Origin of the sequence: Cellulomonas sp. KRMCY2, assembly GCF_000526515.1 — a bacterium.
GTDB lineage: Bacteria > Actinomycetota > Actinomycetes > Actinomycetales > Cellulomonadaceae > Actinotalea.
In genome coordinates this window covers 669,430-693,436 of record NZ_JAGF01000001.1, presented here as the reverse complement: position 1 = coordinate 693,436, position 24,007 = coordinate 669,430, and the positions used below count along the sequence as shown (strand labels likewise).

Here is a 24,007-nt window from a genome sequence, read left to right as displayed (position 1 = left end):
CGTGAACCGCACTCTGTATCGCGCTGCCGCCCCCGCAGCGCTCCTGCTTCTTGCCCTGACCGCCTGTGGCGGGGCCAACGAGGACGCGGCCACCCCGGACGGCGAGACGACCACCGACGGGGCCTCGGGCCTCTCGGGCGAGGTCCTGATCGACGGCTCCTCGACGGTCCAGCCCCTGACCGCCGCCGCCGGTGAGCTGTTCAAGCAGATCGAGCCCGGTGTCAACGTCTCGGTGGCCACCTCGGGCACCGGTGGTGGCTTCGAGGTCTTCTGCCAGGGCAGCACCGACATCTCCGACGCCTCACGGCCGATCAAGGACGAGGAGGCGCAGGCCTGCGCCGACGCCGGGATCGAGTACACCGAGCTCCGCGTCGCGACGGACGCGCTGACGGTCGTCGTCTCGGCCGACAACGACTTCCTCACCTGCCTGACCACTGACGAGCTGGCGACCCTGTGGAAGCCCGAGGCGGAGGGCACCGTCATGACCTGGGACCAGGTCAACCCGGAGTTCGCGGCCGAGCCGATCGAGCTGTACGGGCCCGGGACGGACTCGGGCACGTTCGACTACTTCACCGAGGAGATCGGCGGGGAGACCGGCGCGAGCCGCACCGACTACAACGCCTCCGAGGACGACAACGTCATCGTGCAGGGCGTCCAGGGCTCGCCCAACGCCCTCGGCTACTTCGGCTACACCTACTACGAGGAGAACGCCGACAGCCTCAAGGCGGTCGAGATCGACTCGGGTGCCGGCTGCGTCGCTCCGAGCGCCGAGACGGCTGCCGACGGCTCGTACAGCCCGCTGGCCCGACCGCTGTTCATCTACGTGAACAACGCCTCCTTCGCCGACAAGCCGTACGTCGCCGAGTTCGTCAAGTACTACGCCGAGAACGACGGCACGATCGCCGAGGCGGCCCAGTTCATCCCGCTCAACGAGGAGATGGCGGGCGAGCTCGTCGCCGCCGTCGACGCGCTGGGCTGATCGGGCTCCTCCCGATCCAGCACTGGCCCCAGGGCCGACGGAAGGCAGAAGCAACGTCGTGAGCACCACAGACCAGCGCGAGGTCCCGACCTTCGGGTCGGGACCTCGCGCCGGCCGCGTCCAGCGGCCCACGTCCCTCAAGAAGCAGTCCTCCCGCAACGGCGAACGCGTCGTGATGGGAGGACTCTTCGGTGCCGCCATGCTCTCGGTGCTCATCACCCTCGGCATCGTGGTCGCCCTGGTGAGCCCGGCGCTGGAGTTCTTCCGCGAGGTCAGCGTCGTCGACTTCCTCACCGGGACGCGCTGGGCGCCGCGGTTCGCCGGGCAGGAGTCCTACGGCGTGCTGCCGCTCGTGACGGGCACGGCGTGGACGACAGCGATCGCCCTGCTCATCGCGATCCCGTTCGGGCTCGGCGCCGCGGTCTACCTCTCCGAGTACGCACCCGCGCGGGTGCGCAAGGTCCTCAAGCCGGTGCTCGAGCTCCTCGCGGGGATCCCCTCGGTCGTCTACGGCTTCTTCGCGCTGACCTTCATCACGCCGACGGTCCTCAAGGGTCTGCTCCACCTGGAGGTCGGGACGTTCAGCGTGCTCGCCGCGGGCATCGCGCTCGGCATCATGATCATCCCCACTGTCGCCTCGCTGTCCGAGGACGCGATGAGCGCCGTGCCCGACTCGCTGCGGCAGGGGTCGCTCGCCCTGGGGGCGAACCGGATGCGCACGACGCTGCGGGTCGTCGTCCCCGCGGCGATCTCCGGGATCGCGGCATCGGTCGTCCTGGGCCTGTCCCGGGCGGTCGGCGAGACGATGATCGTCGCGCTCGCCGCCGGGACCCAGCCGCGCATGGTCACCGGGGCCACCGAGCTCGGGCAGACGATGACCGGCTTCATCGCCCAGACCGCGACCGGCGAGAGCACCCCCGGGACGCTGGGCTTCGACTCGTTGTACGCGGTGGGCCTGCTCCTCTTCGTCATGACGCTGATCATCAACGTGATCAGCATCCGACTCGTCCGACGATTCCGGGAGGCCTACTGATGGCGACCATCGGAGCCCTGGTGGCCGTCGACACGCCGCGGCTGCGGGCCGCGCGGCACGGTGACCGCAGCGCGCCGTCGATCCTCTTCCTCGTCTCGCTGTGGGCGGTCGTGGCGTTCGCGATCCTCGCTCTCCTCGCGCTGCTCGTCACGGCCGTCGTCGACGGCATCTCGCGCGTCGACGGCAACCTCTTCACCCACTACTCCTCGCAGATCTTCCCGGAGACGGGTGGCGCGCGGGCGGCGATCCTCGGCTCGTTCTGGGTCATCGGCACGACAGCCGTGATGGCGATCCCGCTCGGCCTGGCGGCGGCCGTGTACCTCGAGGAGTTCGCCAACCCGCTGCGCTGGTACAACCGGCTGATCGAGGTCAACCTGCAGAACCTGGCAGCCGTGCCGGCCATCATCTACGGCATGCTCACGGCGGGCTTCGCCCTGGCGATCGGGATGCGCAGGGGCGTGGTGCTCGCGGGCGGCATCGCCCTGGCGCTGCTGATCCTGCCGGTCGTCATCATCTCGGCGCGCGAGGCGCTGCGTGCGGTGCCGGCGGAGATCCGGCAGGGATCGCTCGCCCTGGGTGCGACGCCGCTGAAGACGGTCTGGTACCAGACCCTGCCCTCGGCGATCCCGGGGATCGCCACCGGGACGATCCTGGCCCTGTCCCGTGCGCTCGGCGAGGCCGCGCCCCTCCTCCTGCTCGGCGGGCTGGTGTTCGTGACCTACGACCCGGACGGCCTGTTCTCCGGCTTCACGACCATGCCGATCCAGATCTACGACTGGGCCGGTCGTTCGCAGGTCGAGTTCAAGACGCTCGCCTCGGCAGCGATCATCGTGCTGCTCGGGATGCTGCTGCTGATGAACGCCATCGCGATCGTCATCCGAAACCGCTACCAGAAGCGCTGGTGACACCATGAACCCCACCACGACCGCTGCCACCACCCCAGGAGCGCCGATGACGAGCGACAGCCGGCCGACGCCGACCCCGGTGCACTTCTCCGCCGCCTCGCACGCCGAGCGGCACGCGAAGCCGGACATCCTGCCGGTGATCGAGATGTCCGGGGTCGACCTCTTCTATGGGTCGTTCCGGGCCGTGCACGACGTCTCGCTGCCGATCGCCCGCAACGAGATCACGGCCCTCATCGGACCGTCCGGCTGCGGCAAGTCGACGGTGCTGCGCAGTCTCAACCGGATGAACGACCTCATCGTCGGCGCCCGGGTCGAGGGGTCGATCACGTACCACGGCCAGGACATCTACGCCAAGGACGTCGACCCGATCGAGGTGCGGCGCCGGATCGGCATGGTCTTCCAGAAGCCCAACCCGTTCCCCAAGTCGATCTACGAGAACGTCGCCTACGGCCCGAAGGTCACCGGGATGAAGGTCGACTCGATGGACGACCTCGTCGAGCAGTCGCTGCGCAGCGCGGCGCTGTGGGACGAGGTCAAGGACAAGCTCAAGCAGTCCGCCTTCGGCCTGTCCGGCGGTCAGCAGCAACGGCTGTGCATCGCGCGGACGATCGCGGTCAGCCCCGAGGTGATCCTGATGGACGAGCCGTGCTCGGCCCTCGACCCGATCGCCACGGGCCGGATCGAGGACCTGATGATCGAGCTGCGTGAGGACTACACGATCGTCATCGTGACCCACAACATGCAGCAGGCCGCGCGGGTCGCCGATCGCACGGCGTTCTTCACGGCGCAGGCTGCCGAGGGCACCGGGGACCGCACCGGCCTGCTGGTCGAGTTCGACCTGACGAGCACGATCTTCTCGACCCCGTCGGACCAGCGCACGGAGGACTACATCTCCGGTCGCTTCGGCTGAGCCCACGCTGCCCCGCGGCCTACACGGCCCCGTTGCTGCGCGCCCCTGCGGGCGTGTCCCGTCCCGAGCGGCCTACGGCACCAGCTCGGCGTACTCGGGCTGCGAACCGTCCAGCACGGGCGCGCGTCGGGTGGCCGTCCCGCCCTGGTCCGACGTGATCGTGAGGTCGACGAGAGCGCCGGGCGCTACGGGCACCGCGTCCAGGTCGACGGTCGCCGCGGCGTCGGGCCCGACCAGGACGGTCTGACCGGCCGGCACGTCGATGGGCGAGCCGGCGACACCGTCGGCGAGGCCGATGGTCACCACGATGTCGGCGGTCCCGTCGTTGGACAGTGCCGCCAGCACGGTGCCGGCGCCGCCCTCCGCGGCGCTGAGCACGAGCAGGTTGCCGATCCGCAGGTCGCCCAGCTCGACGGCGACGCCGTCGGACGCGGCGTAGCTCCGGGTCGTGCTCATCGGGTTGGTCGTCGAGCACCCGCCGACGGCCAGGGCGATGCCGATCGTGATCGACCCGACGACGGCGCGTCGGACGCGGGCTGACGGGTGCGGTGCGTGGCGAAGGCGGATCGAGCTGGCCACTGAGAGCTCCAGGGTCGCGACGAGGAGGGCACAAAGCGTGGCCCCACCATATCGGCCGGTGGGCGCCCGGTCGCAGCCTGCGCCCCTGACCTGGGCAAACGTGCGTCGACGGCCGTCGGGCGCGCCAAATGCCGTGGTAAGATGGGCATCCGCGAAAGGGGACACCTCCACATGACCTTCACCGTAGGCGAGACAGTTGTCTATCCGCACCACGGCGCAGCACTGATCGAGGAGATCAAGACCCGGACCATCCGCGGCGAGGACAAGCTGTACCTCAAGCTCAAGGTCGCCCAGGGTGATCTGACCATCGAGGTCCCCGCCGAGAATGTCGACCTGGTCGGAGTGCGTGACGTCGTCGGGCAGGAGGGTCTCGAGAAGGTCTTCGACGTCCTGCGTGCGCCGTACACCGAAGAGCCGACCAACTGGTCCCGCCGGTACAAGGCCAACCTCGAGAAGCTCGCCTCCGGCGACGTCATCAAGGTGGCCGAGGTCGTGCGCGACCTGTCGCGTCGCGACGCCGACCGCGGGCTGTCCGCCGGCGAGAAGCGCATGCTGGCCAAGGCTCGTCAGATCCTCGTCTCGGAGCTGGCCCTGGCCGAGCACACCGAGGAGGAGAAGGCCGAGGCCATCCTCGACGAGGTCCTCGCGTCCTGACCTCCGCTGCAGCATCCTGAGCAGGTGCGTGTCGCCGCGATCCTGACCGCCGCCGGAAGCGGCCGACGGCTCGGGCACGCCCTGCCCAAGGCCCTGGTCCCCGTGGCCGGCGTGACCCTCGTGGTCCACGCCGCCCGGGGACTTGCTGCGTCCGGGGCTGTCGACGAGATCGTCGTCACCGTCCCGGCCGATCACCGGCCCGCCTTCGCCGACGCGCTGGGCACGGCCGACCTGTCCGGGGTCACGGTCACCCTCGTCGTCGGCGGTGCGACCCGGCAGGCCTCGGTCGCCGCTGCACTGGCCGGTCTCGGCCCGGACGTCGACGTCGTCCTGGTGCACGACGCCGCGCGTGCCCTGACCCCGCCGTCGCTGGTCGGACAGGTCGTCGACGCCGTGCGTGGCGGCGGACGTGCGGTCGTGCCGTGCCTGCCGGTGACCGACTCGCTGGTCGACGTGGCCGACCACGAGGTCCGACCGGTCGACCGGTCGACGTTGCGCGTCGTGCAGACGCCTCAGGGCTTCGACCGGGCGCTGCTCGACCGTGCGCACGCCGCCGCAGGCCACCGTGCCGGTGACGAACGCGCCGCCGCGACCGACGACGCATCCCTGTGCGCGGCCCTGGGCGAACCCCTGACGGTCGTCCCCGGTGCCGCGGCCGCGTTCAAGATCACGACCGCGCTGGACCTGGCGGTCGCCGAGGTGCTGCTCGGCCAGGAGGCGTCATGACAGGTCTGCCACGCACCGGCATCGGCGTCGACGTGCACGCCTTCGCGGACCCGGCGGTCGGACGTGAGCTCTGGCTGGCCGGGCTGCACTGGCCGGGACAGGTGGGCCTCGCCGGGCACTCCGACGCCGACGTGGCCGCGCATGCGGCAGCCGACGCGCTGCTCTCCGCGGCCGGGCTCGGGGATCTCGGCGCGACCTTCGGCACCGCCGATCCGCGGTGGGCCGGCGCATCGGGAACCGCCCTGCTGGCCGAGGCCGCGCGTCTGGTGCGTGCGGCGGGCTTCGAGATCGGAAACGTGGCGGTCCAGGTGATCGGCAACCGGCCGGCGGTGGGGCCGCGTCGCGCGGAGGCGCAGGAGGCCCTGTCACAGGCCTGCGGGGCGCCGGTGTCGGTCTCCGCGACCACGACGGACGGCCTAGGCCTGACCGGCCGGGGCGAGGGCGTCGCGGCGATCGCGACGGCGCTGATCGTCGGCTGATCGTCGGTCGCGCGGTCTGAGCCCGACTCGATCCCGTCGCCCGGGCCCGGGTCCGTCGGCGGTTCGCGGCCGCGTGCTGCCGACCAGCACCCCGCCGACGACCAGGCCACCCAGGGCCAGCTCGAGCGCTGACGGCTGCTCGTGCAGCAGCAGCCATGAGCTGGCGAAGCCGACCACGGGCACCAGCATCGAGAACGGGGCGACGGTGCTGGACGGGTGGCGCGCCATGAGGGTGGTCCAGGTGCCTGAGCCGAGCAGGGTTGCCACGACGACCGTGTAGGCCAGCCCACCGACGGCCAGGAGCGCCGTCGGGGTGCCGAGGGTCGACAGGGACGTCGTGATCGCCGCGGGCCCGTCCAGGGCGAACGAGAGCGCGAGCATCGGTATCGGCGGGACGACGGACATCCAGAGCGTCAGCCGGAGCGGGCTGTCGGCCGCTGCCTTGCGCGAGGCCAGGTTGCCGAGCGCCCAGCCGAGGCCGCCACACAGGGTCAGGACCACGGGCAGTGCGGTGGCGCCCCGGCGAGGCCGGCGCGGTGCGTGGCGATGCCGGCCAGCCCCACGACCGCCGCGGCGGAGCCGGCCATCTGGCGGCCGGTCAGCCGTTCTCCGAGCAGCGCGGCGCCCAGGACCACGGTGAACGGTGCCGAGGACTGCAGGACGAGCGAGCTGAGCCCGGCGGGCATGCCGGCGTCCATCGCGGCGTACAGGAACGTGAACTGCAGGACGCCGAAGCCGAGCCCGTACCCGATGAGCCACCGGAGCTGCACCCGGGGGCGGGGCACCAGCAGCAGGGTCGGTACGGCGATGACGGCGAAGCGCAGCGCCACGAGGAAGAACGGCGGGAAGTGTGCCAGCGAGACGTGGATGGCGGGGAAGTTCAGCCCCCAGCACACCGCGACGAGGATGGCGAGGGCTCGATCACGGCGATCCATCTGCCGAGTCTCGCGGTGACCACGCTGTAGCACCAGCGAATGTTCGTGAACTATCCCTTTAGCATTGCTGAATGGACCATCGACACCTAGCTGTAGTTCCCCGTGAGGTTGTGAACGCGGTCTGAGGGGACGGCGCCGCCGATGCCGGTGTGGGGTCGGTGGTGGTTGTAGTGGTGCAGCCAGGCATCGTAGGTCGCGGCGCGGGCCGCCTCGGAGGTGTAGGTGGCGGCGTAGGCCCACTCGGTGGCCAGGGTGCGGTTGAACCTCTCGACCTTGCCGTTGGTCTGGGGCCGGTAGGGGCGGGTGCGCCGGTGCTTGACACCCTCGCCGAGGGCCGCGGCGAACGCTCGAGACCGGTAGCAGGAGCCGTTGTCGGTCATCACCGCGGTCACCGTGACCCCGATCCCGGCGAAGAACGCGTTGGCCCTGCTCCAGAACCCCGCCGCGGTCTCCTTGCGTTCGTCGGCCAGGATCTCGGAATAGGCCAGACGGGAGTGATCGTCGACGGCGTGGTGCAGAAACGCATAGCCCGGACCGCGGCCGTGGCCCGGGCTGTTCTTCTTGCCGGCCAGGCGGCCCAGCACGCGGTGTCCGCCGCCGTCGGGGATCCGGCCGAGCTTCTTGATGTCCACGTGCACCAGATCCCCGGGCGCGCTGGCCTCGTAGCGGACCGCGGCGGCCTTGCGCACCGGGAGCCCGGTGGCCTGGTCCAGGTGGGCCAGCAAGGGCATCTGGTAGCGGGCCAGGACCCTGCCGACCGTCGAGCGCGGGACGTGCAGGTGGTAGGCGATGCGGTGCGGGCCCCACCGGCGGGTGAACCGCAACGCCACGATCCGCCGTTCCGTGCGGCGCGGGCACCGGCTCGGGGACCGGCGCGGCCGGCAGGACCGGTCCGTCAGCGGCTGCCCAGCTCGATACCGCCTGGCCCACTTGCTCGCTGTTGCCGGGGAGCACTGGAACCGTTCGGCTGCGCGGCGCACCGCCCACCCGTCCTCGACGATCACCTTGGCCAACCGCAACCTGCCGGTCGGGGTCAACGGGGCGTTAGCGTGAGTCACGAGGACCTCCGGGTGTTCGAAGACGGTCTGGTAACCCCTTCGATACCGGAGGTCCTCGCCTCCCCGCTCACGCCACGCTGATCACAACGTCCCGAGGAACTACACCTAGCCACCCTCCGCGCCGTCCAGGAGCGCGGCGGGGTGAGCGCGGCGGCCCGCGCGCTGCACTGCACGCCGTCCGCGGTCTCCCAGCAGCTCAAGGCCCTGCAGCACGAGGTCGGGCTCCCGCTGACCGAGCGGGTCGGTCGTGGGCTCAGGCTCACACCGGTCGGCGCCGAGCTCGCGGAGCGCGCGGTCGACGTCGCGGTGGCGATGCGCCGGGCCGAGGCGGCGTGCGACGTGTTCCGTGCGCGGCCGACGGGCACCGTGAGCGTCGCCGCGTTCCAGAGCGCAGCGCAGATGCTCTTCCCTGGTGTGCTCCGCCGCCTCGCGGCCGAGCCCGCGATCGTCGTCGAGGTGCACGACCAGGACGTCGCCCAGGAGGACTTCCCCGCGCTGGCAGCGGATCACGACATCGTCGTGGCGCACCGGCCGGACCTGACCCACGGGTGGGCAGCCTCGGTGCTCGTCCTCCCCCTGCTCCGTGAGCCCCTCGACGTCGCGTTGCCGGTCGGTCACCGGCTCGCCGATCGCGTGCGCCTGCGGCCGGCCGACCTCCTGGACGAGTCGTGGATCGCCGTGCGCGTGGGCTTCCCGCTGGCGGCCGTCCTCGACGCGATCGGTCGGAGCGCCGGGGCCGCGCCCAGGGTGGTGCAGCGGATCAACGACTTCCACGTGGTCGAGGCGCTCGTGGCCGCCGGGCACGGCATCTCGCTGCTGCCGCGTTTCACCGCGGACCACCGCGACGGGAGCCGCTTCCGCCTCGTCCCGCTCGACGGCGTCCCGGCGTCCCGGGAGATCGATGCCCTCGTCCGGCCGGACCGGGCCGAGCGGCTGGTCGTCGGGCGGGTGCTGGACGCCCTGCGGGCTGAGGCGGCGCTGGTGGGCGGCGCCGCGACCGGCTGAGGCCGTGCAGCGTCCTCGACGTCGACCGGCTCGGGCGTGCAGCGTCCTCGACGGGTCGGGTCGGTCAGTGGCGAGTGATGCGTCGCCGCCGTCCCGGCCGACCGCGACCGTCGGTCTTGGGCTCCGAGTCGGCGGCGACCGCCTTGCCCGCGCTCCCGTGCTCGTGGCCGCGCGCGGCCACGCTGTCCGGCACCAGGATGATCTTCCCGGGGGTCCGGCCGCCCATGCCGAGCCGGTGCGCCTTGGCGGCGTCGGACAGGTGGTACTTCGCGGCGATGCGGACGTCCAGCCGCCCTGCGGCCGCGAGCTCGACGAGCCGGTGCCGTGCCTGCGCGCGGATGGCGATCTCCTTGGCGGTCACCCCACCGAGCACCTGGATACCGAGCTGGGTCCCGCGGGCGAAGCCGGCCAGCGTCGCGACCCGGCGCAGGTCGGAGACCACCGCGATCGAGGTCTCGAGGGCCTCGTCCGTGCCGGCGGTGTCGACCACGGCGTGGACGCCGGCCGGCGCGGCCTCACGCACGCGGCGCTCGAGGCCGGGCCCGTAGGCGATCGGGGTGGCCCCGAGGTCGAGCACGTACTCGTGGTTGGCGGGGCTCGCGGTCCCGATCACGCGCGCGCCCTTGAGGTGGGCGAGGCGCACCGCCATCGCACCGACGCCGCCACTCGCACCGTGCACCAGGACGGTGTCGCCGGCGCCGACCGCGGTGGCCTTGAGCGCATGTGCCGCGGTCGCGCCGGCCAGCAGCAGACCGGCCGCCTTCTCCCACGACAGCAGGGGTGGCTTCGGAACGAGCGAGGTCGCCGGCACCAGGACCTGCTCGGCGTATGCGCCGTCCACGGGGTAGGCGATGACCTCGTCGCCGACCGAGACGTCCGCGACACCGGGACCGACCGCGCGCACCACGCCGGAAGCCTCGAAGCCGAGCCGCATCGGCAGCTTCGCCGGGTCCGTGCCCCACGCGCCCGAGTACCGCTTCCAGTCCGCCGGGTTGACGCCGGCAGCCCGGACCTCGAGGAGCACCTGGCCAGGACCGGGTGGGCCCGGGTCGACGTCGATCAGGTGCAGGACCTCAGGTCCGCCGTACGCCGTTGCCACCACTACCCGAGCCATACCCCGATCATGTCCCGCGCCGTGCCGAAGGTCCAGGGCCCGCACCGATCGGCCGACGGCGGCCGACAGCAGCGGTGCGGCCGCGCCGGTACCCTTGCGCGGTGAGCCTGCACCTGTTCGACACTGCGACGCGCCGTGCGCGCGAGTTCGTCCCGCTGCGTGCAGGCGAGGTCGGCATCTACGTGTGCGGTGCGACGGTGCAGGCGCCCCCGCACATCGGGCACATGCGGATGGCCCTGGCCTTCGACATCCTGGTCCGCTGGCTGCGGCGCAGCGGGTACCGGGTCACGCTGATCCGTAACGTCACCGACATCGACGACAAGATCCTGACCAGGTCGGCCGCGGCCGGCGTGCCGTGGTGGGCCTGGGCGCAGCGGCACGAGCGGGACTTCACCGCGGCGTACGACGTGCTCGGCGTGCTGCCGCCGACCTACGAGCCCCGCGCGACCGCGCACGTCCCCGACATGGTCCAGCTCATGGAGCGGTTGGTCGAGCGTGGTCACGCCTACGCCACCGGTGAGGGGGACGTGTGGTTCGACGTCCGCTCGTTCGCCGAGTACGGCGCGCTGACCAACCAGCGGCCGGACGACCTCCCCCCGGCAGCCGACGAGGCCGAGGAGGAGGACTCCGGGACGGCCGTGGTCAAGCGCGATCTCCGGGACTTCGCCCTGTGGAAGGCGCCCCGGGCCACCGATCCCGACACGGCGTCCTGGCCCACGCCGTTCGGTCGGGGGCGGCCCGGCTGGCACCTGGAGTGCTCGGCGATGGCCGAGCGCTACCTCGGTGACACCTTCGACATCCACGGCGGCGGTCTCGACCTGCGCTTCCCGCACCACGAGAACGAGCAGGCCCAGTCCCGCGCGGCCGGCAGCGGCTTCGCCCAGCTCTGGATGCACAGCGCCTGGGTCACCCAGAGCGGCGCGAAGATGAGCAAGTCGCTCGGCAACTCGCTCATGGTGGCGACGATCCTCGAGAGCACCCGGCCGGTCGTGCTGCGCTATGCGCTCACGGCCGTGCACTACCGCTCGATGCTCGAGTACGCGGCCGACACCCTGCAGGAGGCGGAGGCGACCTGGACCAGGCTTGCGGGCTTCGTCCGCCGGGCGACCGAGCGGGTCGCGGCGAGCGGCGACCCGATCGACCTCGGCGAGGTGGCCGCCGCGCCGCTGCCGGCGCAGTTCACCGCCGCGATGGACGACGACCTGAACGTGCCGGCGGCACTCGCCGTCGTGCACGAGCGCCTGCACGTGGGCAACATCGCCCTGGCCGAGGGGACGCAGGCCGACGTCCGGACCGAGCTCCTCGCGGTGCGCGCGATGCTCGACGTGCTCGGCCTCGACCCCGAACGGTGGCAGACCCAGGCGGGCGGCTCACGGGCCGAGAGCGCACTGGACGCACTCGTGCGGGCGGAGCTCGACGCCCGGGCGACGGCGCGCGCGGCCAAGGACTGGGCGACCGCGGACGCAGTACGTGACAGGCTTACGGCGGCGGGCGTCGTCGTGGAGGACTCACCGACGGGTGCCCGCTGGTCGCTCGCCCAGGACCAGGAGGACTGATGGCAGGCAACTCGCAGCGCCGCGGCGCCACGCGCAAGGCCGGATCGAAGAAGACCGCGACGGCGGGCACCGGGGGCAAGGGACGACGCGCCCTCGAGGGCCGGGGACCGACGCCCAAGGCCGAGGACCGGCCGTACCACGTGGCCGCCAAGCGCAAGGTGGCCCAGGAGAAGCTCGAGAAGGCTGAGGGCAAGCCCCGGGCGGCCTACGCGAAGACCCCCGGCGGCTCGACCGACGGTCCGCGACGGGCCGGCGGCTTCTCCGACGGTCCGCGACGGACCGGTCGTCCGACCGGCGGCTCCCGTCCGAGCGCCGGCGGCCGGACACCCGGGGGTGGCAGGGCGCCGGGCGGTCGCGGCGCGAAGGCCGCCGCCGGTGGCCCCGAGATCGTGTCGGGGCGCAACTCCGTCGTCGAGGCGCTGCGCGCGGGTGTCCCCTGCTCGGCGGTCTGGGTCGGTCACCGGATGGACTCCGACGAGCGGGTCCGGGAGATCCTCAAGCTCGCGACGGACCGTCGCCTGCCGCTGCTCGAGGTGACCAAGCCCGAGCTGGACCGGCTCACCGACGGCATGGTCCACCAGGGCGTCGCGATCCAGGTCCCCGCGTATGCGTACGTCGACCTCGAGGCGATCCTCGCGCAGGCCGAGCGGACAGGTCGGCCGGCGCTGATCGTCGCCCTCGACGGTGTGACGGACCCCCGCAACCTCGGTGCGGTGCTGCGCTCGGCCGGTGCCTTCGGCGCCCACGGCGTCGTGCTCCCGGAGCGGCGCTCGGCCGGCGTCACGGCCTCGGCCTGGAAGGTCTCGGCCGGTGCGGCTGCCCGGGTGCCGGTCGCCCGCGTCACGAACCTGGTGCGCGCCCTCGGCGAGCTGCGCGAGGCGGGCTGCTTCGTCGTCGGCCTCGACGCCGACGGCACCACGAGCGTGGCCGACCTGCAGCTCGCCACCGAGCCGGTCGTGCTGGTCGTCGGGTCGGAGGGCAAGGGGCTCGGTCGGCTGGTCCGGGAGACGTGCGACGTCGTGGCGTCGATCCCGATCAGCGCGACTGTCGAGTCGCTCAACGCCGGCGTCGCGGCCGGGATCAGCCTCTACGAGGTGGCGCGCCTGCGCGGGCGGTGACTGCGCTGAGCCGGCCTACGTGCTGATGCGCGGGATGATGGCCGTGTCGATGCCGAGGACTGCCTTCTCGTCCGGGCGGTGTCGCAGGACGGTGTCGACGTAGCTCGTCACGGCCTCGCTCATCGGCACGTCGCGTCGCTGCTCGCTGGAGATGAACCAGCGGTGGTCGAGCATCTCGTGGAACATCTGGGCCGGTTCGAGCTTGCCGCGGAGGTCCCGGGGAACGGCACGCACCGCCGGCTCGAACACCGTCGTCAGCCAGTCGTGGGCCGCGAACTCCTCGTCCTCGCCCTGGCGGTCGGCCGCCGCGCGGTAGGCGTCGAGGTCGTTGAGCATGCGGCGGGCCTGGTTCTCCTCGACGTCGAGACCGGTCAGGCGCATCAGGCGCCGCGAGTGGTGCCCGGCGTCGACGACCTTGGGCTTGATCCGCACGGTCGTGCCGTCCACATCGGTCGTGATGTCGAGCTCGCCGACGTCGAAGCCGAGCTCGTTGAGGCGTTCGATGCGCGCCGCGACCCGCCACCGCTCGCCGGTGCCGAAGGACTCGGCGTCGGTCAGCGTCGCCCACAGCTCCTCGTACCGCGTGACCAGACGCGCACCGACCTCGACCGTGTCGACGCCGGTCTCGAGCAGCTCACCGGCCTCGAGGTCCATCAGCTCGCCGATGATGTTGACCCGGGCGATCTCCAGGTCGTAGCTGCGCTGCCCGTTGCTGAGCCGGTCGTGCAGGTCGCCGGTCTCGGCGTCGACGAGGTAGGCCGCGAAGGTCTCGGCGTCCCGGCGGAACAGGGTGTTGGACAGCGAGACGTCACCCCAGTAGAAGCCGGTCAGGTGCAGCCGCACCAGGAGCACGGCGAGCGCGTCGATCAGGCGCCCGGTGGTGTCCGGCTGCAGCACCTGGCTGAACAGCGCGCGGTACGGCAGCGAGAACTGCAGGTGCTGGGTGATCAGCACCGCCTCGAGCCGCTCGCCGTCGGGGCTGCGGCGGCCGGTGATCACACCGACCGGCACGACGCTCGGCACGTCGAGGCGCCCCAGGGCGCGCAGCAGCTCGTACTCGCGGTAGGCGACGGACTCGCCGATCTCCTTGACCGCGATGACCCGGCCGGAGAGCTTGACGAAGCGCACGACGTGCCGGGAGATGCCTCGTGGCAGCGCGGCGAGGTTCTCGGCCGGCCAGTCCTCGAGCGGGATGTGCCAGGGCAGGTCGAGCAGGGCCGGATCGGGCGCAGCGGCCGTGATCTGCAGCGACTGTGGCATCGCGTGCTCCTTCACAAGTGCGAGAGGGCGGGACGGCACATGGCCGTCCCGCCCTCTCGACCGAACGTCGGTCGGACCGTGCAGGTCAGACGTCGATGCGGTTGCCGGTCGAGGCCGAGAAGACGTGACGCTCGCCGGGCCGGATCGCTGCCCAGACCGTCTCGCCCTTCTGTGGCACCTGACGCGGGTCGACGCGCACGATGATCTGAGCCTCACCGGCACCCGAGTGGATCTCCTTGGCCGCTGCGCCGGCACCGGCGAGCTCGCCGTAGACGAACGCGTCGGAGCCGAGCTCCTCGACGAGGAGGACCTTGATCGGGATGGCGCCCTCGTTCGCCTGCGTGACCACGTCGAGCGACTCGGGACGGAAGCCGATGACGATGTGGCCCTTGTCCTCGGGGGCGATCTTCGCGATGACGCTGCGCTCGAGCGGGATGCGGGTCTGGCCGAGCTGTGCGGCGCCCTCGACGACCTGGAACGAGCCGATGTTCATCGCAGGCGAGCCGATGAAGCCGGCGACGAACACGTTCGTCGGGGTGTCGTACATGTCGCGCGGCGTGCCGACCTGCTGCAGGAGGCCGTCCTTGAGGACCGCGATCCGGTCGCCCATGGTCAGGGCCTCGGTCTGGTCGTGGGTGACGTAGACCGTCGTGACGCCGAGGCGGCGCTGCAGGGAGGCGATCTGGGTGCGCGTCTGGACCCGGAGCTTGGCGTCGAGGTTCGACAGCGGCTCGTCCATGAGGAACACCTGGGGCTGGCGGACGATCGCACGGCCCATCGCGACACGCTGACGCTGGCCACCGGAGAGGGCCTTCGGCTTGCGGTCCAGGTACTCGGACAGGTCGAGGATCTTGGCGGCTTCCTCGACGCGCTTGCGGATGTCGGCCTTGGGCGTGCCGGCGATCTTCAGCGCGAAGCCCATGTTGTCCGCAACCGACATGTGCGGGTACAGCGCGTAGTTCTGGAACACCATGGCGATGTCCCGGTCCTTGGGCTGGACGTCGGTGACGTCGCGGTCGCCGATCAGGATGCGGCCGGAGTTGACGTCCTCGAGGCCCGCCAGCATGCGGAGCGAGGTGGACTTGCCACAACCCGAGGGGCCGACGAGGACGAGGAACTCGCCGTCCTCGACGTGCAGGTCGAGCTGGTCGACCGCGGGACGTTCGGTCCCCGGGTAGGTACGAGTTGCCTTGTCGAACGTGACAGTTGCCATGGTGCTGATCCCTCCACCGGCAGGTACGTGCCGGACGATCCGTTGTGAATGGGAGTGTCAGGTGTCCTCTGTGACACCGGCACGGATGCTGCGGTCAGGTCTGACCAGCCTCATCCGTGCGACGAGGTCATCTTGCCACACATCGCTCCGGCCCACACAAGGGTCCCTCCGGCTCACACCAGGGCGGCGAGCCTGGTCAGCGCGGCCGCGAGCCCGTGCGGATCGGGCACCCGGAAGCGGGCGGCCGTGGGCCCCGGACCGACCCGGATCGTGACGTCGTCGGGCCGCAGGGCGGCGAACGCGCGCTCGTCCGTGACGTCGTCGCCCGCATAGAGCAGGACGCCGACCGCGAGGTCGCGGCGCAGGTCGGCGAGGGCGTCGCCCTTGGTCACCTGCAGGACGGACAGCTCGACCACGTCCTTGCCGCGCATCGTGTCGACGCCGTCGCGGTCCCCGACGGCCAGCGCGTGCGCGGTGAGCCGGGCAGCCTCCTGCGGCGTCGCGGTGCGGGTGTGCAGGACGACGGACGCCGGCTTGTGCTCGACCCGGGCGCCACCGGACGTCTGGCCGACGGCGGCGTCGAGCTCGGCGCCGATGCGGGCCCGCAGGGCCGACGACGCATCGTCGAGCACGAGGTCCGACCGCTGCAGCCCGCCGTCTGCCCAGAGACCACGTTCGGCACCGTGGCTGCCGACCAGAACCGTCCCGTCGGGCACCTCCGCCTTGTCCGCGAGGTCGTCGATCGTCCGGCCGGAGACCAGGGCGAGGTGGATGCCGGGGTTCGCGGCAAGGGCGGCGATCGCCCGGACCGCCGACGGCAGCGCGCGGCTCGCCGCCGGGTCGTCCCCCAGCGGTGCGAGCGCGCCGTCGAAGTCCAGCGCGACCAGTGCGGTGCCGCCGCCACGCACGTGGTCGGCCAGCGCGCCGAGCGCCGCGTCCAGGGTGGGGTCGGCTGCCGGGTCCGGGGAGTCAGCCATGGTCGGTCCCGCCCTGCGCCGCGTGCGCGGCGTCCTCGCCGCGAGCGGCCTGCCCGTCGTGGTCGTCGTGCGCCGTCTGCCCGTCGCGCCCGTCGCGTGCGGTCAGGTCGTCGCGGCGGTCGTGCCCGTCGCGCTCGTCGTGCACCGCATGCGTCAGGTGGCCGTCGTCCGGCAGGTCCGCGAGCGCCGCGAGGAAGCCGCGCGACCACTTGGCGACGTCGTCCTCGAGCACGCGGCGGCGCAGCCTGCGCATCCGCCGACGCATCTCGGGACGGTCCATCCGCACGGCGCGCTCGATGGTGTCCTTCATCCCGTCGATGTCGTGCGGGTTGATCAGCAGCGCGCCGGACAGCTCGTCGGCCGCGCCGGTGAACTCGCTGAGGACCAGCACCCCGTGGTCGTCGGTGCACGCCGCGACGAACTCCTTGGCGACCAGGTTCATGCCGTCGCGCAGGGCGGTCACGAGCATCACGTCGGCCGCGAGGTAGAGGGCTGCCATCTCCTGCGGCGGGTAGGAGTGGTGCATGTAGTAGATGGCCGCCGACCCGATGTGACCGTGCTCGCCGTTGATCCGACCGACCAGGGTCTCGAGCTCGTCACGCAGCTGCTGGTAGGCCTCGACGTTCTCCCGGCTCGGGCTGGCGACCTGCACCAGCGCGGCGTCCGGGACCTGCAGGCGCCCCTCGGCGAGCAGCTCACCGTAGGCCTTGATCCGGTGCCGGATCCCCTTGGTGTAGTCGAGTCGGTCCACCCCGAGCAGCAGGACGGCGGGGTCGCCGAGGTTCGTCCGGATCTCCCGGGCACGGGCCTTGACCTCCTCGGTGCGGGCCATCGCGTCGAAGCCGGCCGAGTCGATGGAGATGGGGAACGCCGCGGCCCGGACGTGGCGGATGCCGTGACCGTGGTGGTGCGCACCGCCACGCGTCGCGTGCCGGTGCGCCCGGGCGCCGACGACCGTCGCTCCGGGCCCGGTCGGCCCGACCGGGACGGAGATGATCTGCCCGCGCGTCGCCAGGTCGGTCAGCCGCCGCACGACGCGGACGAAGTTCGCCGCGTCACCGGTGCGCTGGAACCCGATCAGGTCCGCGCCGAGCAGACCCTCGACGACCTGCCGCCGCCACGGCAGCTGGGCGAAGATCTCCAGCGGCGGGAAGGGGATGTGGTGGAAGTAGCCGATCCGTACGTCGGGGCGCAGCTCGCGGAGCATCGCCGGCACGAGCTGCAGCTGGTAGTCGTGCACCCAGACCACGCCGCCCGGTGCAGCCTGAGCCGCCGCCGCCTCGGCGAAGCGCCGGTTGACCCGCTGGTACGCGTCCCACCAGTGCCGGTGGAACTCCGGCGGGCTGATCACGTCGTGGCACAGCGGCCACAGGGTGTCGTTCGAGAAGCCCTCGTAGTAGTCGGCGACCTCCTCGGCGGTCAGGAGCACCGGGACCAGGCGCATGCCGTCGGCCTCGAACGGCTCGGCCGTGACGTCGGCCGTGCCCGACCAGCCCACCCAGGCGCCGTCGGCCGCCTGCATCACGGGCTCGAGCGCGCTGACCAGGCCACCGGGGGAGCGCTGCCAGCTCTCGCTGCCGTCCTCCGCGACCGTGAGGTCGACCGGCAGGCGGTTCGACACCACGACCAGCTGGTACGCCGCGTCCGTCACTGGATCAGCTCCTTCGGATCAACCTCGAGGCTATCGGTGTGGGTGGCGGGCCGCTCGGCGCGTGCCGCGTCCTGCCCGGTCGGCGGCGGCTAGCGTGACGGCATGGAGCGCATCGGCGTCGTCCCCGGAACCGAGATCGGTGGCTACCGCATCCTCGGCCCGCTGGGGCAGGGCGGCATGGGTGCCGTCTACCGGGCGGTCGACGGCGAAGGCGTCGTCGTCGCCCTCAAGCTGCTGCACCCCCACCTCGGCGCCGACCCGGATGCGCGCGAGCGGCTGTCCCGCGAGGTCGCGAACCTCCAGCGGGTCCGGCACCCTGCGGTGGCCCGGGTGCTCGACGCCGAGATCGACTCGGCCGAGGCGTTCGTCGTGACCGAGCTGGTCGACGGTGAGGACCTGGCCGCCTGGGTGCGCTCGCACGGGTCGATGGGCTCCGTCGAGCTCGCGGACCTCGCCGAGAAGCTGCGGGCGGCGCTCGAGCTGGTGCACGACGCCGGGGTGCTGCACCGCGACCTCACGCCGGGCAACGTGCTGGTGACCGACCGCGGGCCCGTCCTGATCGACTTCGGGATCGCGCAGGCGGCCGAGGACGCCCGGGTGACGTCGACCGGGCTCGTCGTCGGTACGCCCGGCTACCTGTCGCCCGAGCTGCTCGAGGGCGGCGAGCCGTCCGAGGCCGGCGACTGGTGGGGCTGGGCGGCGCTGCTCGCCTTCGCCGCGACCGGTCGGCCACCGTTCGGCACCCGGCCGCTGCAGACCGTCCTGACCCGCGTGCAGACCGGCGAGGCGGACCTGTCCGGGCTGGACCGGCGGACGACCGCCGCTCTGCGCTCGGCGCTCGCGGTGGACCCGTGGCGGCGTCCGAGCCCGGAGCAGGTGGTCGCCGAGCTCCGGCTCGCCGCAGCCGGCGAGCCGGACCTCGAGCCGGACCTCGCGGCGGACGAGCCGGTGACGCAGCTGCTCGCCGACGGGGAGGGCACCCAGGTCACCGGTCCGCCAGGAGCGCCAGGTGCCGGTGGCACCCGGGTCATGCCGCTCGCCGCCGCGGCCCCGGTCGATGCTGCGGCAGGCGCACCGGACGCGGTGGGTGGTTCGGGCGAGGGTCCGTACCAGGAGGACGAGGCATACGAGGACGAGGGGTACGAGGACGACGATCTCGCCGACGACGAGGACGACGAGGACGACGAGGGGGAGTCGCAGGACGTCCCGCCCGAGCCGCGCCGTCGGGTGGGGACCGTCCTGGCGCTCGGCGCGGCGGTCGTCGCGGCGGGCGCCCTCCGGCCCGGCATCGCGCTCCTGGCCGCGGTCGCCCTTGCGGTGCTCGTGCGCAGCGTCGGCCTGGCGGTCTCCGGCGTGCAGGCTCGCCGGGCACGGCGCGGGCCGGGCCGCGGCGATGTCGCACGGGCCGTCGTCGGCTGGCCCTGGTACCTGCTGCGGGCCGTCGTCGGCTGCCTGCCCTCCGCACTCGTCGGCGCCAGCGTCGTGGTCGTCGCGGGCGGGGTCGGCTGGTGGCTCATCGACTCCGGACGGGTGCTGGTCGCGGAGCCCGCCGTCGGCGAACGCGCGGGCGAGCTGGCCGGCAACGCCGCATGGGTCACCCCGGCCCTTCTCGCCGTCGCGGTTCTCGCCGGCGTGCTGAGCCTGTGGTTCGGCCCGATGAGCCGCAGCACCCGCGTCGGTACGCGCTGGACGCTCGCCGCTGTCGCCCCGGGCCGAGCGGGCGCGGCCGCGCTGATCCTGGTGGCCCTCGCCGCGGCCGGGGTGCTGCTGACCTTCGTCGTGCTCGGTCACGGCACCGTCTGGTGGCCCCTGCCCGGTCCGCCCGACCTGCGGTGAACGTCACCGCGGCACCGTGCGCGGGTCCGTCCCGGTCAGAAATCGGTGCCGCCGCGTATCGTGTGCGCATGGCCAGCCCGCGTCAGCGCCGTCCGGGGCTGCTGCTCGCCCCGGTGGCCGTCGCGTTGGCGACTCTCGTCGCGGGTGCTGCGCTGCTCTCCCGCCAGGGTGCGCTCACCGTGCAGCAGTGCGTGCCGGGGGATGGCGCCGCCGGCTGGCTCGGGCTCCGGCTCGCCCTGCTCCGCGCTGACGTCGTCTGCCCGACGGGGACGCTGGCCGTCGGGGGCGACAGCCGGCAGGTCATGGGTGTCGTGGTCCTGGTGGCCCTGCCTGCCCTGCTCGCCCACGTCGCGGGAGTCGTCCTCGGGCTCGGTCTGCTGGCCCGGGTGCGCACGCTCGTGCGCGCCGCCGCAGCCGTCCTGGCCGCCGTCCTGCCGCGACTGCCCCGTGGCCGCGTGCAGGTCGTCCGCCGCGCGCCCGCTCTCCTGGTCTCGACGTGGTCCCGGGTCGCTGGACGCCTCGGTCTCGAGGTCCCGTGGCGACGCGGTCCACCAGAGCTCCTGTTCGTCTGAACCCGCTGCGCGGTGGGCCGGTGCCCCCGCGCGCCCAGTCGACCCGAGGAGTTCCTGTGCCAACCCTGACCGATGTCCACGCACCACCGGAGACCCGACCTCGCGGCTGGACCCGCCACCAGCCCTGGGTCTCCACCGCCTTGCGCGTCGGCCTGGCTGCCGTCGCCCTGGCTGCCGGGGCCAGCAAGATCGGTGACCTGCCGGCGAGCGTCCGCTCCGTGCGGGCCTACGAGCTCATGCCGGAGACGCTCGCCGTCGTGGTGGGCAACGCCCTGCCGATGGTCGAGATCCTGCTCGGCCTCCTGCTCCTGCTGGGACTGTTCACCCGCTTCTCGGTGATCGTCTTCGGCGCGCTGATGGTCGTGTTCACGATCGGCATCGCCTCCGCGTGGGCACGCGGCCTGGCGATCGACTGCGGCTGCTTCAGCCCTGGTGGCCCGACCGAGCCCGACCAGACGGCCTACCCGCAGGAGATCGCGCGCGACATCGCCTTCCTGGCGGGCGCTGCGGTCCTGGCCCGATGGCCGCGCTCGCGGTTCTCCCTGGACCACCGGCTCGACCTGCACTGAGCCGACCTGCACCTAGCCCGACGGGCACCGAACCCGCACACCCCTGACGCACCTGCTCCTGACCACGACTTCGAGAGGAACCTCATGTCCACCGCACCACGTCCCAGCAAGGCATCGCTCCGCGAGGAGGCACAGGCCGAGGCGCTGCGGCTGCGCGCCGTGCAGCAGCGGGTCGCCAAGCGCCAGCGCACGATCGCGATCGCGGCACTCGTCGTCGGCGTCGCCGTGCTCGCCGTCATCGTCACCCTGATCATGGCGCAGGCCAACAGGTCGCTGCTCGAGGACGTCGCGCGCCCGGCCGGCTCGACCCTGTCCGGAGGCATCCCGGTGGGGCCCGACGGCGTGGCCGGCACGACCGACGGCGCCGCCGCCGACGCGATCGTCGTCAGTGTGTACGCCGACTTCCTGTGCCCGTACTGCGGTCTCTTCGAGACGTCCAACGGTCCCGTCCTCGACGAGCTGCGCGAGGCGGGCGACATCGTCGTCGAGTACCACCCGGTCTCGATCCTCGACCGGCTGTCGGCGGGTTCGGGCTACTCGACGCGCGCCACCACCGCCGTGGCGCTCGTCGCGGACCAGGCACCGGAGTCCTTCATCGAGTTCAACGCGCTGCTGTTCGCGAACCAGCCGGCCGAGAACACCGAAGGGCTGACGAACGCCGAGATCGCGGATCTGGCCACGCAGGCGGGCGTGCCGGACGCCGTCGCGGCGACGATCGAGGACGGCAGCTTCCTCGAGCCGGCGAAGGACGGGTCCGGCGACGAGACGTCGTTCGTCCCGTGGGTGGCCGCCGCCACGGAGCAGGCGTCCAAGGACCTCGGCAGCCTCTCGACCCCGACGATCCTGATCGACGGGGAGAAGCTCGACCCGGAGGTCTACGACTGGCGCCAGGACGGCGTGCTCGCCCAGGCGATCGAGGACGCCCGGGGCTGAGTCGGCTCTCGCCCGACCCGCCGGTCACGGGCGGGTCGGGCCCGGCCGGACGGCGGGGCGGCGGCGCTCTGGCAGAATCTTGGCGTCGCCGCCTTAGCTCAGTGGTAGAGCTCCCGCCTTGTAAGCGGACGGTCGTCGGTTCGAATCCGACAGGCGGCTCGCGAAAGCCCGCATCCGATGATCGGGTTCGTGGTATGGACGCGCTCCCAGGGGCACTGCGCCGAACGGGTGACGGGCCGCTCCGGCAGGGCGTGAGGTTTGTCCTGTTTTGGGCCTCTCGTCGGGTGAAATGCGACCCGTGGCCCGGGTGAACCGGGTAACCAGGGAGTAACGGCGGGCTCCCGTCGGCCAGACTTGTGCTGTCCCGCCGCCCCGGTCTCGTTCCCCCCCAGAACTGACCGGTTCACGACAGGACGACCGGCACCCTCCGGTCAGCACGCCCAGTGGGCGACACCCCCCGGTGTTGCTGTTCCCCGACGTCCTAAGGACTCTCCCATGGCTTCTGCACGCCGCAAGTCTGCCGCCATCGCGCTTGCCGTCGTCGGCATCGCCGGCCTCTCGCTCGCGTCCGCCGCGCAGCTCAACATCGGCGCCTCGTCGCTCGGTGCCGGCGCCTCGGTCGTCTCCGCCTGCCAGGCCGCGCCGATCGGTGTCACCTTCGCGCCGTCCGCCGCCGTCGGTGGCTACAACGCCACCTCGGTCACGCTGACCGGCCTCGCCGCCACCTGCAACGGCCTCAGCTACAAGATCCAGGCGACCGGCGCCGCGGGCGTCCTGCTCGGCACCGAGGTCAGCGGGACCACCGGCACCGGCACCTCGCTCACCGCCGCGCTCGCGGGTGTCAAGGCCGACGCCGTCACCGGCATCTCGGTGGTCATCTACAGCTGACCACTGCGACGATTCGCGGCGATCTGATCGTTGTGGACGCCACTGAGGGTGCCGCAGCAGTCGGCGTGGGTCTCCCACGCCGACTGCTGAGCGGCGCCGTGAGCGTCCTGTGGATCGTCGGCTCGTTGACCGTCGGATGGTTCCTGTGGCCCAGCTCGTTGGGCGGCTGCACCACCCTGACGATCGTCTCGGGTCACTCGATGGAGCCGACCTACTACACCGGTGACCTCGTGGTCTCCCGGTGCGGGCCGGTCGAGGTGGGTGACGTGATCGTCTACAACCCGCCGAACATCGACGGTGCCCGGGTCATCCACCGCGTCATCGGTGGGGACACCGACGAAGGACTTGTCGTCCAGGGTGACAACAACGACTTCATCGACCCGTGGAGCCCGCGCAGCGAGAACGTGCTCGGCTCCGCCGTCCTGCACCTCCCGCACGTGGGCACCTTCGCCTCGATCCTGCTGAGTCCGCTGACCTGGGTCTCCCTGCTCGTGGTCGCCCTGGCCGTCGTCATCTGGCCAGGTCGTGATCTGCAGGACGACGAGACGGAGCAGTCGGCCGGCGAGCCGGAGTCGACGGACGAGGAGCCCGCCGAGGCGGATCTGCCGGGGCTGTGGGCACCCGAACCTGAAGGAGTGGAGGCAACGCGATGAGGCGCACGTTCGTCGGCCTGGTCGTCATGTCGCTGCTTGCTCTCGGCGGTCTGACCACCGCCAGCGCGGCGGGCCTGAACCTGGGCGCCGGAAGGATGACGGCAGCCACGGCGCATGCCTGCACGACGACCGCCATCCCGCTGGTCAGGTCGGATCCGGTGTGGGGAGGACTCGCCGGCTACGAATCCGTGACCGTGACCATCCCCTCGTCGTGCGCCGGTCTGCCGCTCCAGGTCACCGTCTACCAGACGTCCGACGGCAGGTCGCGCTCGTCGGGGAGCGTCCCGTCCATCGCCACCGGAACCGTCGTCGTCCCGATGAGCTCGCTCTACGGGCACATCTTCTACCCGGCCTATGGCTTCGCCGTCGTCATCGACGGATGGTCCGTTCCGGTCCAAGCCTGA

At 72.3% G+C, this 24,007-nt stretch carries 26 protein-coding genes, 1 tRNA gene and 1 pseudogene; 19 read left to right on the top strand and 9 right to left on the bottom strand.

Annotation, left to right across the window (positions count from 1 at the left end; translation table 11 throughout):
* Position 1: 1 nt before the first annotated feature.
* From K415_RS0103455 to pstB, 4 genes are all read left to right on the top strand, one after another.
* On the top strand, positions 2-979 hold the full coding sequence (locus tag K415_RS0103455; RefSeq protein WP_024285712.1) for a PstS family phosphate ABC transporter substrate-binding protein: 978 nt from the start codon (positions 2-4) through the stop codon (positions 977-979).
* A gap of 58 nt (positions 980-1,037) precedes the next feature.
* Positions 1,038-2,012, top strand: coding sequence for a phosphate ABC transporter permease subunit PstC (gene pstC, locus K415_RS0103450; protein WP_024285711.1), 975 nt, complete (start codon positions 1,038-1,040; stop codon positions 2,010-2,012).
* Entirely contained in the window at positions 2,012-2,917 is a 906-nt protein-coding gene (gene pstA / locus K415_RS0103445) for a phosphate ABC transporter permease PstA (protein WP_024285710.1), read from the top strand. Before pstC ends, pstA begins: the two co-directional genes overlap by 1 nt.
* Before the next feature lie 145 nt (positions 2,918-3,062).
* Positions 3,063-3,827: a phosphate ABC transporter ATP-binding protein PstB gene (gene pstB / locus K415_RS0103440; protein ID WP_197024772.1), complete on the top strand. Its 765-nt coding sequence runs from the start codon at positions 3,063-3,065 to the stop codon at positions 3,825-3,827.
* A gap of 72 nt (positions 3,828-3,899) precedes the next feature.
* Here the strand turns inward: pstB and K415_RS0103435 are convergent, their stop codons facing one another.
* Entirely contained in the window at positions 3,900-4,406 is a 507-nt protein-coding gene (locus tag K415_RS0103435) for a hypothetical protein (RefSeq protein ID WP_024285708.1), read from the bottom strand.
* A 171-nt stretch (positions 4,407-4,577) separates the two neighbouring features.
* On the opposite strand from K415_RS0103435, the gene K415_RS0103430 reads away from it, so the two are divergent.
* The 3 genes from K415_RS0103430 to ispF are packed head-to-tail and all read left to right on the top strand — an operon-like array spanning position 4,578 to position 6,265.
* Positions 4,578-5,060, top strand: a complete 483-nt coding sequence (locus tag K415_RS0103430; RefSeq protein WP_024285707.1) for a CarD family transcriptional regulator — start codon at positions 4,578-4,580, stop codon at positions 5,058-5,060.
* 24 nt (positions 5,061-5,084) lie between these two features.
* Complete coding sequence (gene ispD / locus K415_RS0103425) at positions 5,085-5,786, top strand: 2-C-methyl-D-erythritol 4-phosphate cytidylyltransferase (protein WP_024285706.1); 702 nt, start codon at positions 5,085-5,087, stop codon at positions 5,784-5,786.
* Complete coding sequence (gene ispF / locus K415_RS0103420) at positions 5,783-6,265, top strand: 2-C-methyl-D-erythritol 2,4-cyclodiphosphate synthase (RefSeq protein ID WP_024285705.1); 483 nt, start codon at positions 5,783-5,785, stop codon at positions 6,263-6,265. Before ispD ends, ispF begins: the two co-directional genes overlap by 4 nt.
* Here the strand turns inward: ispF and K415_RS24510 are convergent.
* The 3 genes from K415_RS24510 to K415_RS0103410 all read right to left on the bottom strand — a co-directional run bounded on the left by K415_RS24510 (position 6,203) and on the right by K415_RS0103410 (position 8,258).
* A complete protein-coding gene (locus tag K415_RS24510) occupies positions 6,203-6,766 on the bottom strand; it encodes an EamA family transporter (RefSeq protein WP_231494813.1) in 564 nt (187 codons plus the stop codon). The genes ispF and K415_RS24510 overlap by 63 nt on opposite strands.
* Positions 6,757-7,200 (bottom strand): EamA family transporter, encoded by a 444-nt coding sequence (locus K415_RS24505; RefSeq protein ID WP_231494812.1) that lies wholly within the window; start codon positions 7,198-7,200, stop codon positions 6,757-6,759. The genes K415_RS24510 and K415_RS24505 overlap by 10 nt, the downstream gene beginning before the upstream one ends.
* Before the next feature lie 86 nt (positions 7,201-7,286).
* Positions 7,287-8,258, bottom strand: a complete 972-nt coding sequence (locus tag K415_RS0103410; RefSeq protein ID WP_024285704.1) for an IS481 family transposase — start codon at positions 8,256-8,258, stop codon at positions 7,287-7,289.
* 114 nt (positions 8,259-8,372) lie between these two features.
* Between K415_RS0103410 and K415_RS24880 the strand changes: the two are divergent.
* A pseudogene (locus K415_RS24880) lies at positions 8,373-8,519 on the top strand (LysR family transcriptional regulator); the annotation flags it as partial.
* Positions 8,520-8,570: 51 nt separating this feature from the next.
* Positions 8,571-9,263 (top strand): LysR substrate-binding domain-containing protein, encoded by a 693-nt coding sequence (locus K415_RS0103405; protein ID WP_255347174.1) that lies wholly within the window; start codon positions 8,571-8,573, stop codon positions 9,261-9,263.
* A gap of 64 nt (positions 9,264-9,327) precedes the next feature.
* On the opposite strand, the gene K415_RS0103400 is transcribed toward K415_RS0103405, so the two are convergent.
* Positions 9,328-10,377, bottom strand: coding sequence for an NADP-dependent oxidoreductase (locus tag K415_RS0103400; protein ID WP_024285702.1), 1,050 nt, complete (start codon positions 10,375-10,377; stop codon positions 9,328-9,330).
* Positions 10,378-10,478: 101 nt separating this feature from the next.
* On the opposite strand from K415_RS0103400, the gene cysS reads away from it, so the two are divergent.
* A complete protein-coding gene (cysS, locus tag K415_RS0103395; RefSeq protein WP_024285701.1) occupies positions 10,479-11,933 on the top strand; it encodes a cysteine--tRNA ligase in 1,455 nt (484 codons plus the stop codon).
* Positions 11,933-13,051: a 23S rRNA (guanosine(2251)-2'-O)-methyltransferase RlmB gene (gene rlmB / locus K415_RS0103390; RefSeq protein ID WP_024285700.1), complete on the top strand. Its 1,119-nt coding sequence runs from the start codon at positions 11,933-11,935 to the stop codon at positions 13,049-13,051. The genes cysS and rlmB overlap by 1 nt, the downstream gene beginning before the upstream one ends.
* Positions 13,052-13,066: 15 nt before the next feature.
* Here rlmB and K415_RS0103385 read toward each other — a convergent pair whose 3' ends face one another.
* The 4 genes from K415_RS0103385 to K415_RS0103370 form a co-directional block, all read right to left on the bottom strand.
* Complete coding sequence (locus K415_RS0103385; protein WP_024285699.1) at positions 13,067-14,311, bottom strand: DUF4032 domain-containing protein; 1,245 nt, start codon at positions 14,309-14,311, stop codon at positions 13,067-13,069.
* 85 nt (positions 14,312-14,396) lie between these two features.
* Entirely contained in the window at positions 14,397-15,524 is a 1,128-nt protein-coding gene (locus K415_RS0103380) for an ABC transporter ATP-binding protein (protein WP_024285698.1), read from the bottom strand.
* Positions 15,525-15,697: 173 nt separating this feature from the next.
* Positions 15,698-16,501: a trehalose-phosphatase gene (gene otsB / locus K415_RS0103375; RefSeq protein WP_029663062.1), complete on the bottom strand. Its 804-nt coding sequence runs from the start codon at positions 16,499-16,501 to the stop codon at positions 15,698-15,700.
* Positions 16,494-18,152 (bottom strand): trehalose-6-phosphate synthase, encoded by a 1,659-nt coding sequence (locus K415_RS0103370; RefSeq protein WP_024285697.1) that lies wholly within the window; start codon positions 18,150-18,152, stop codon positions 16,494-16,496. The genes otsB and K415_RS0103370 overlap by 8 nt, the downstream gene beginning before the upstream one ends.
* Before the next feature lie 102 nt (positions 18,153-18,254).
* Between K415_RS0103370 and K415_RS0103365 the strand changes: the two genes are divergently transcribed.
* From K415_RS0103365 to K415_RS0103325, 8 genes are all read left to right on the top strand, one after another.
* Positions 18,255-19,988, top strand: a complete 1,734-nt coding sequence (locus K415_RS0103365) for a serine/threonine-protein kinase (RefSeq protein WP_024285696.1) — start codon at positions 18,255-18,257, stop codon at positions 19,986-19,988.
* A 68-nt stretch (positions 19,989-20,056) separates the two neighbouring features.
* On the top strand, positions 20,057-20,560 hold the full coding sequence (locus tag K415_RS0103360; protein ID WP_024285695.1) for a hypothetical protein: 504 nt from the start codon (positions 20,057-20,059) through the stop codon (positions 20,558-20,560).
* A 56-nt stretch (positions 20,561-20,616) separates the two neighbouring features.
* Positions 20,617-21,129, top strand: coding sequence for a MauE/DoxX family redox-associated membrane protein (locus K415_RS0103355; protein WP_024285694.1), 513 nt, complete (start codon positions 20,617-20,619; stop codon positions 21,127-21,129).
* Between the two features lie 84 nt (positions 21,130-21,213).
* Positions 21,214-22,062: a thioredoxin domain-containing protein gene (locus K415_RS0103350; RefSeq protein ID WP_024285693.1), complete on the top strand. Its 849-nt coding sequence runs from the start codon at positions 21,214-21,216 to the stop codon at positions 22,060-22,062.
* A gap of 87 nt (positions 22,063-22,149) precedes the next feature.
* A tRNA-Thr gene (locus K415_RS0103345) sits at positions 22,150-22,221 on the top strand.
* Positions 22,222-22,557: 336 nt separating this feature from the next.
* The gene (locus K415_RS0103335; protein WP_024285692.1) at positions 22,558-22,950 is read left to right on the top strand and encodes a hypothetical protein; all 393 of its coding nucleotides are present in this window, start codon (positions 22,558-22,560) and stop codon (positions 22,948-22,950) included.
* Between the two features lie 65 nt (positions 22,951-23,015).
* The gene (locus K415_RS0103330) at positions 23,016-23,603 is read left to right on the top strand and encodes a signal peptidase I (protein ID WP_155859343.1); all 588 of its coding nucleotides are present in this window, start codon (positions 23,016-23,018) and stop codon (positions 23,601-23,603) included.
* Positions 23,600-24,007, top strand: coding sequence for a hypothetical protein (locus K415_RS0103325; protein ID WP_024285690.1), 408 nt, complete (start codon positions 23,600-23,602; stop codon positions 24,005-24,007). The genes K415_RS0103330 and K415_RS0103325 overlap by 4 nt, the downstream gene beginning before the upstream one ends.

Bases quoted from the DNA above. Each gene is read 5' to 3' on its own strand.
- K415_RS0103335 (WP_024285692.1), top strand. From the start codon at position 22,558: ATGGCTTCTGCACGCCGCAAGTCTGCCGCCATCGCGCTTGCCGTCGTC.
- K415_RS0103385 (WP_024285699.1), bottom strand. From the start codon at position 14,311: ATGCCACAGTCGCTGCAGATCACGGCCGCTGCGCCCGATCCGGCCCTG.
- K415_RS0103360 (WP_024285695.1), top strand. From the start codon at position 20,057: ATGGCCAGCCCGCGTCAGCGCCGTCCGGGGCTGCTGCTCGCCCCGGTG.
- ispF (WP_024285705.1), top strand. From the start codon at position 5,783: ATGACAGGTCTGCCACGCACCGGCATCGGCGTCGACGTGCACGCCTTC.
- rlmB (WP_024285700.1), top strand. From the start codon at position 11,933: ATGGCAGGCAACTCGCAGCGCCGCGGCGCCACGCGCAAGGCCGGATCG.
- K415_RS0103350 (WP_024285693.1), top strand. From the start codon at position 21,214: ATGTCCACCGCACCACGTCCCAGCAAGGCATCGCTCCGCGAGGAGGCA.
- K415_RS0103380 (WP_024285698.1), bottom strand. From the start codon at position 15,524: ATGGCAACTGTCACGTTCGACAAGGCAACTCGTACCTACCCGGGGACC.
- K415_RS24505 (WP_231494812.1), bottom strand. From the start codon at position 7,200: ATGGATCGCCGTGATCGAGCCCTCGCCATCCTCGTCGCGGTGTGCTGG.
- K415_RS0103400 (WP_024285702.1), bottom strand. From the start codon at position 10,377: ATGGCTCGGGTAGTGGTGGCAACGGCGTACGGCGGACCTGAGGTCCTG.
- otsB (WP_029663062.1), bottom strand. From the start codon at position 16,501: ATGGCTGACTCCCCGGACCCGGCAGCCGACCCCACCCTGGACGCGGCG.
- K415_RS0103365 (WP_024285696.1), top strand. From the start codon at position 18,255: ATGGAGCGCATCGGCGTCGTCCCCGGAACCGAGATCGGTGGCTACCGC.
- pstB (WP_197024772.1), top strand. From the start codon at position 3,063: ATGTCCGGGGTCGACCTCTTCTATGGGTCGTTCCGGGCCGTGCACGAC.
- K415_RS0103325 (WP_024285690.1), top strand. From the start codon at position 23,600: ATGAGGCGCACGTTCGTCGGCCTGGTCGTCATGTCGCTGCTTGCTCTC.
- K415_RS0103430 (WP_024285707.1), top strand. From the start codon at position 4,578: ATGACCTTCACCGTAGGCGAGACAGTTGTCTATCCGCACCACGGCGCA.
- pstA (WP_024285710.1), top strand. From the start codon at position 2,012: ATGGCGACCATCGGAGCCCTGGTGGCCGTCGACACGCCGCGGCTGCGG.
- K415_RS0103405 (WP_255347174.1), top strand. From the start codon at position 8,571: ATGCGCCGGGCCGAGGCGGCGTGCGACGTGTTCCGTGCGCGGCCGACG.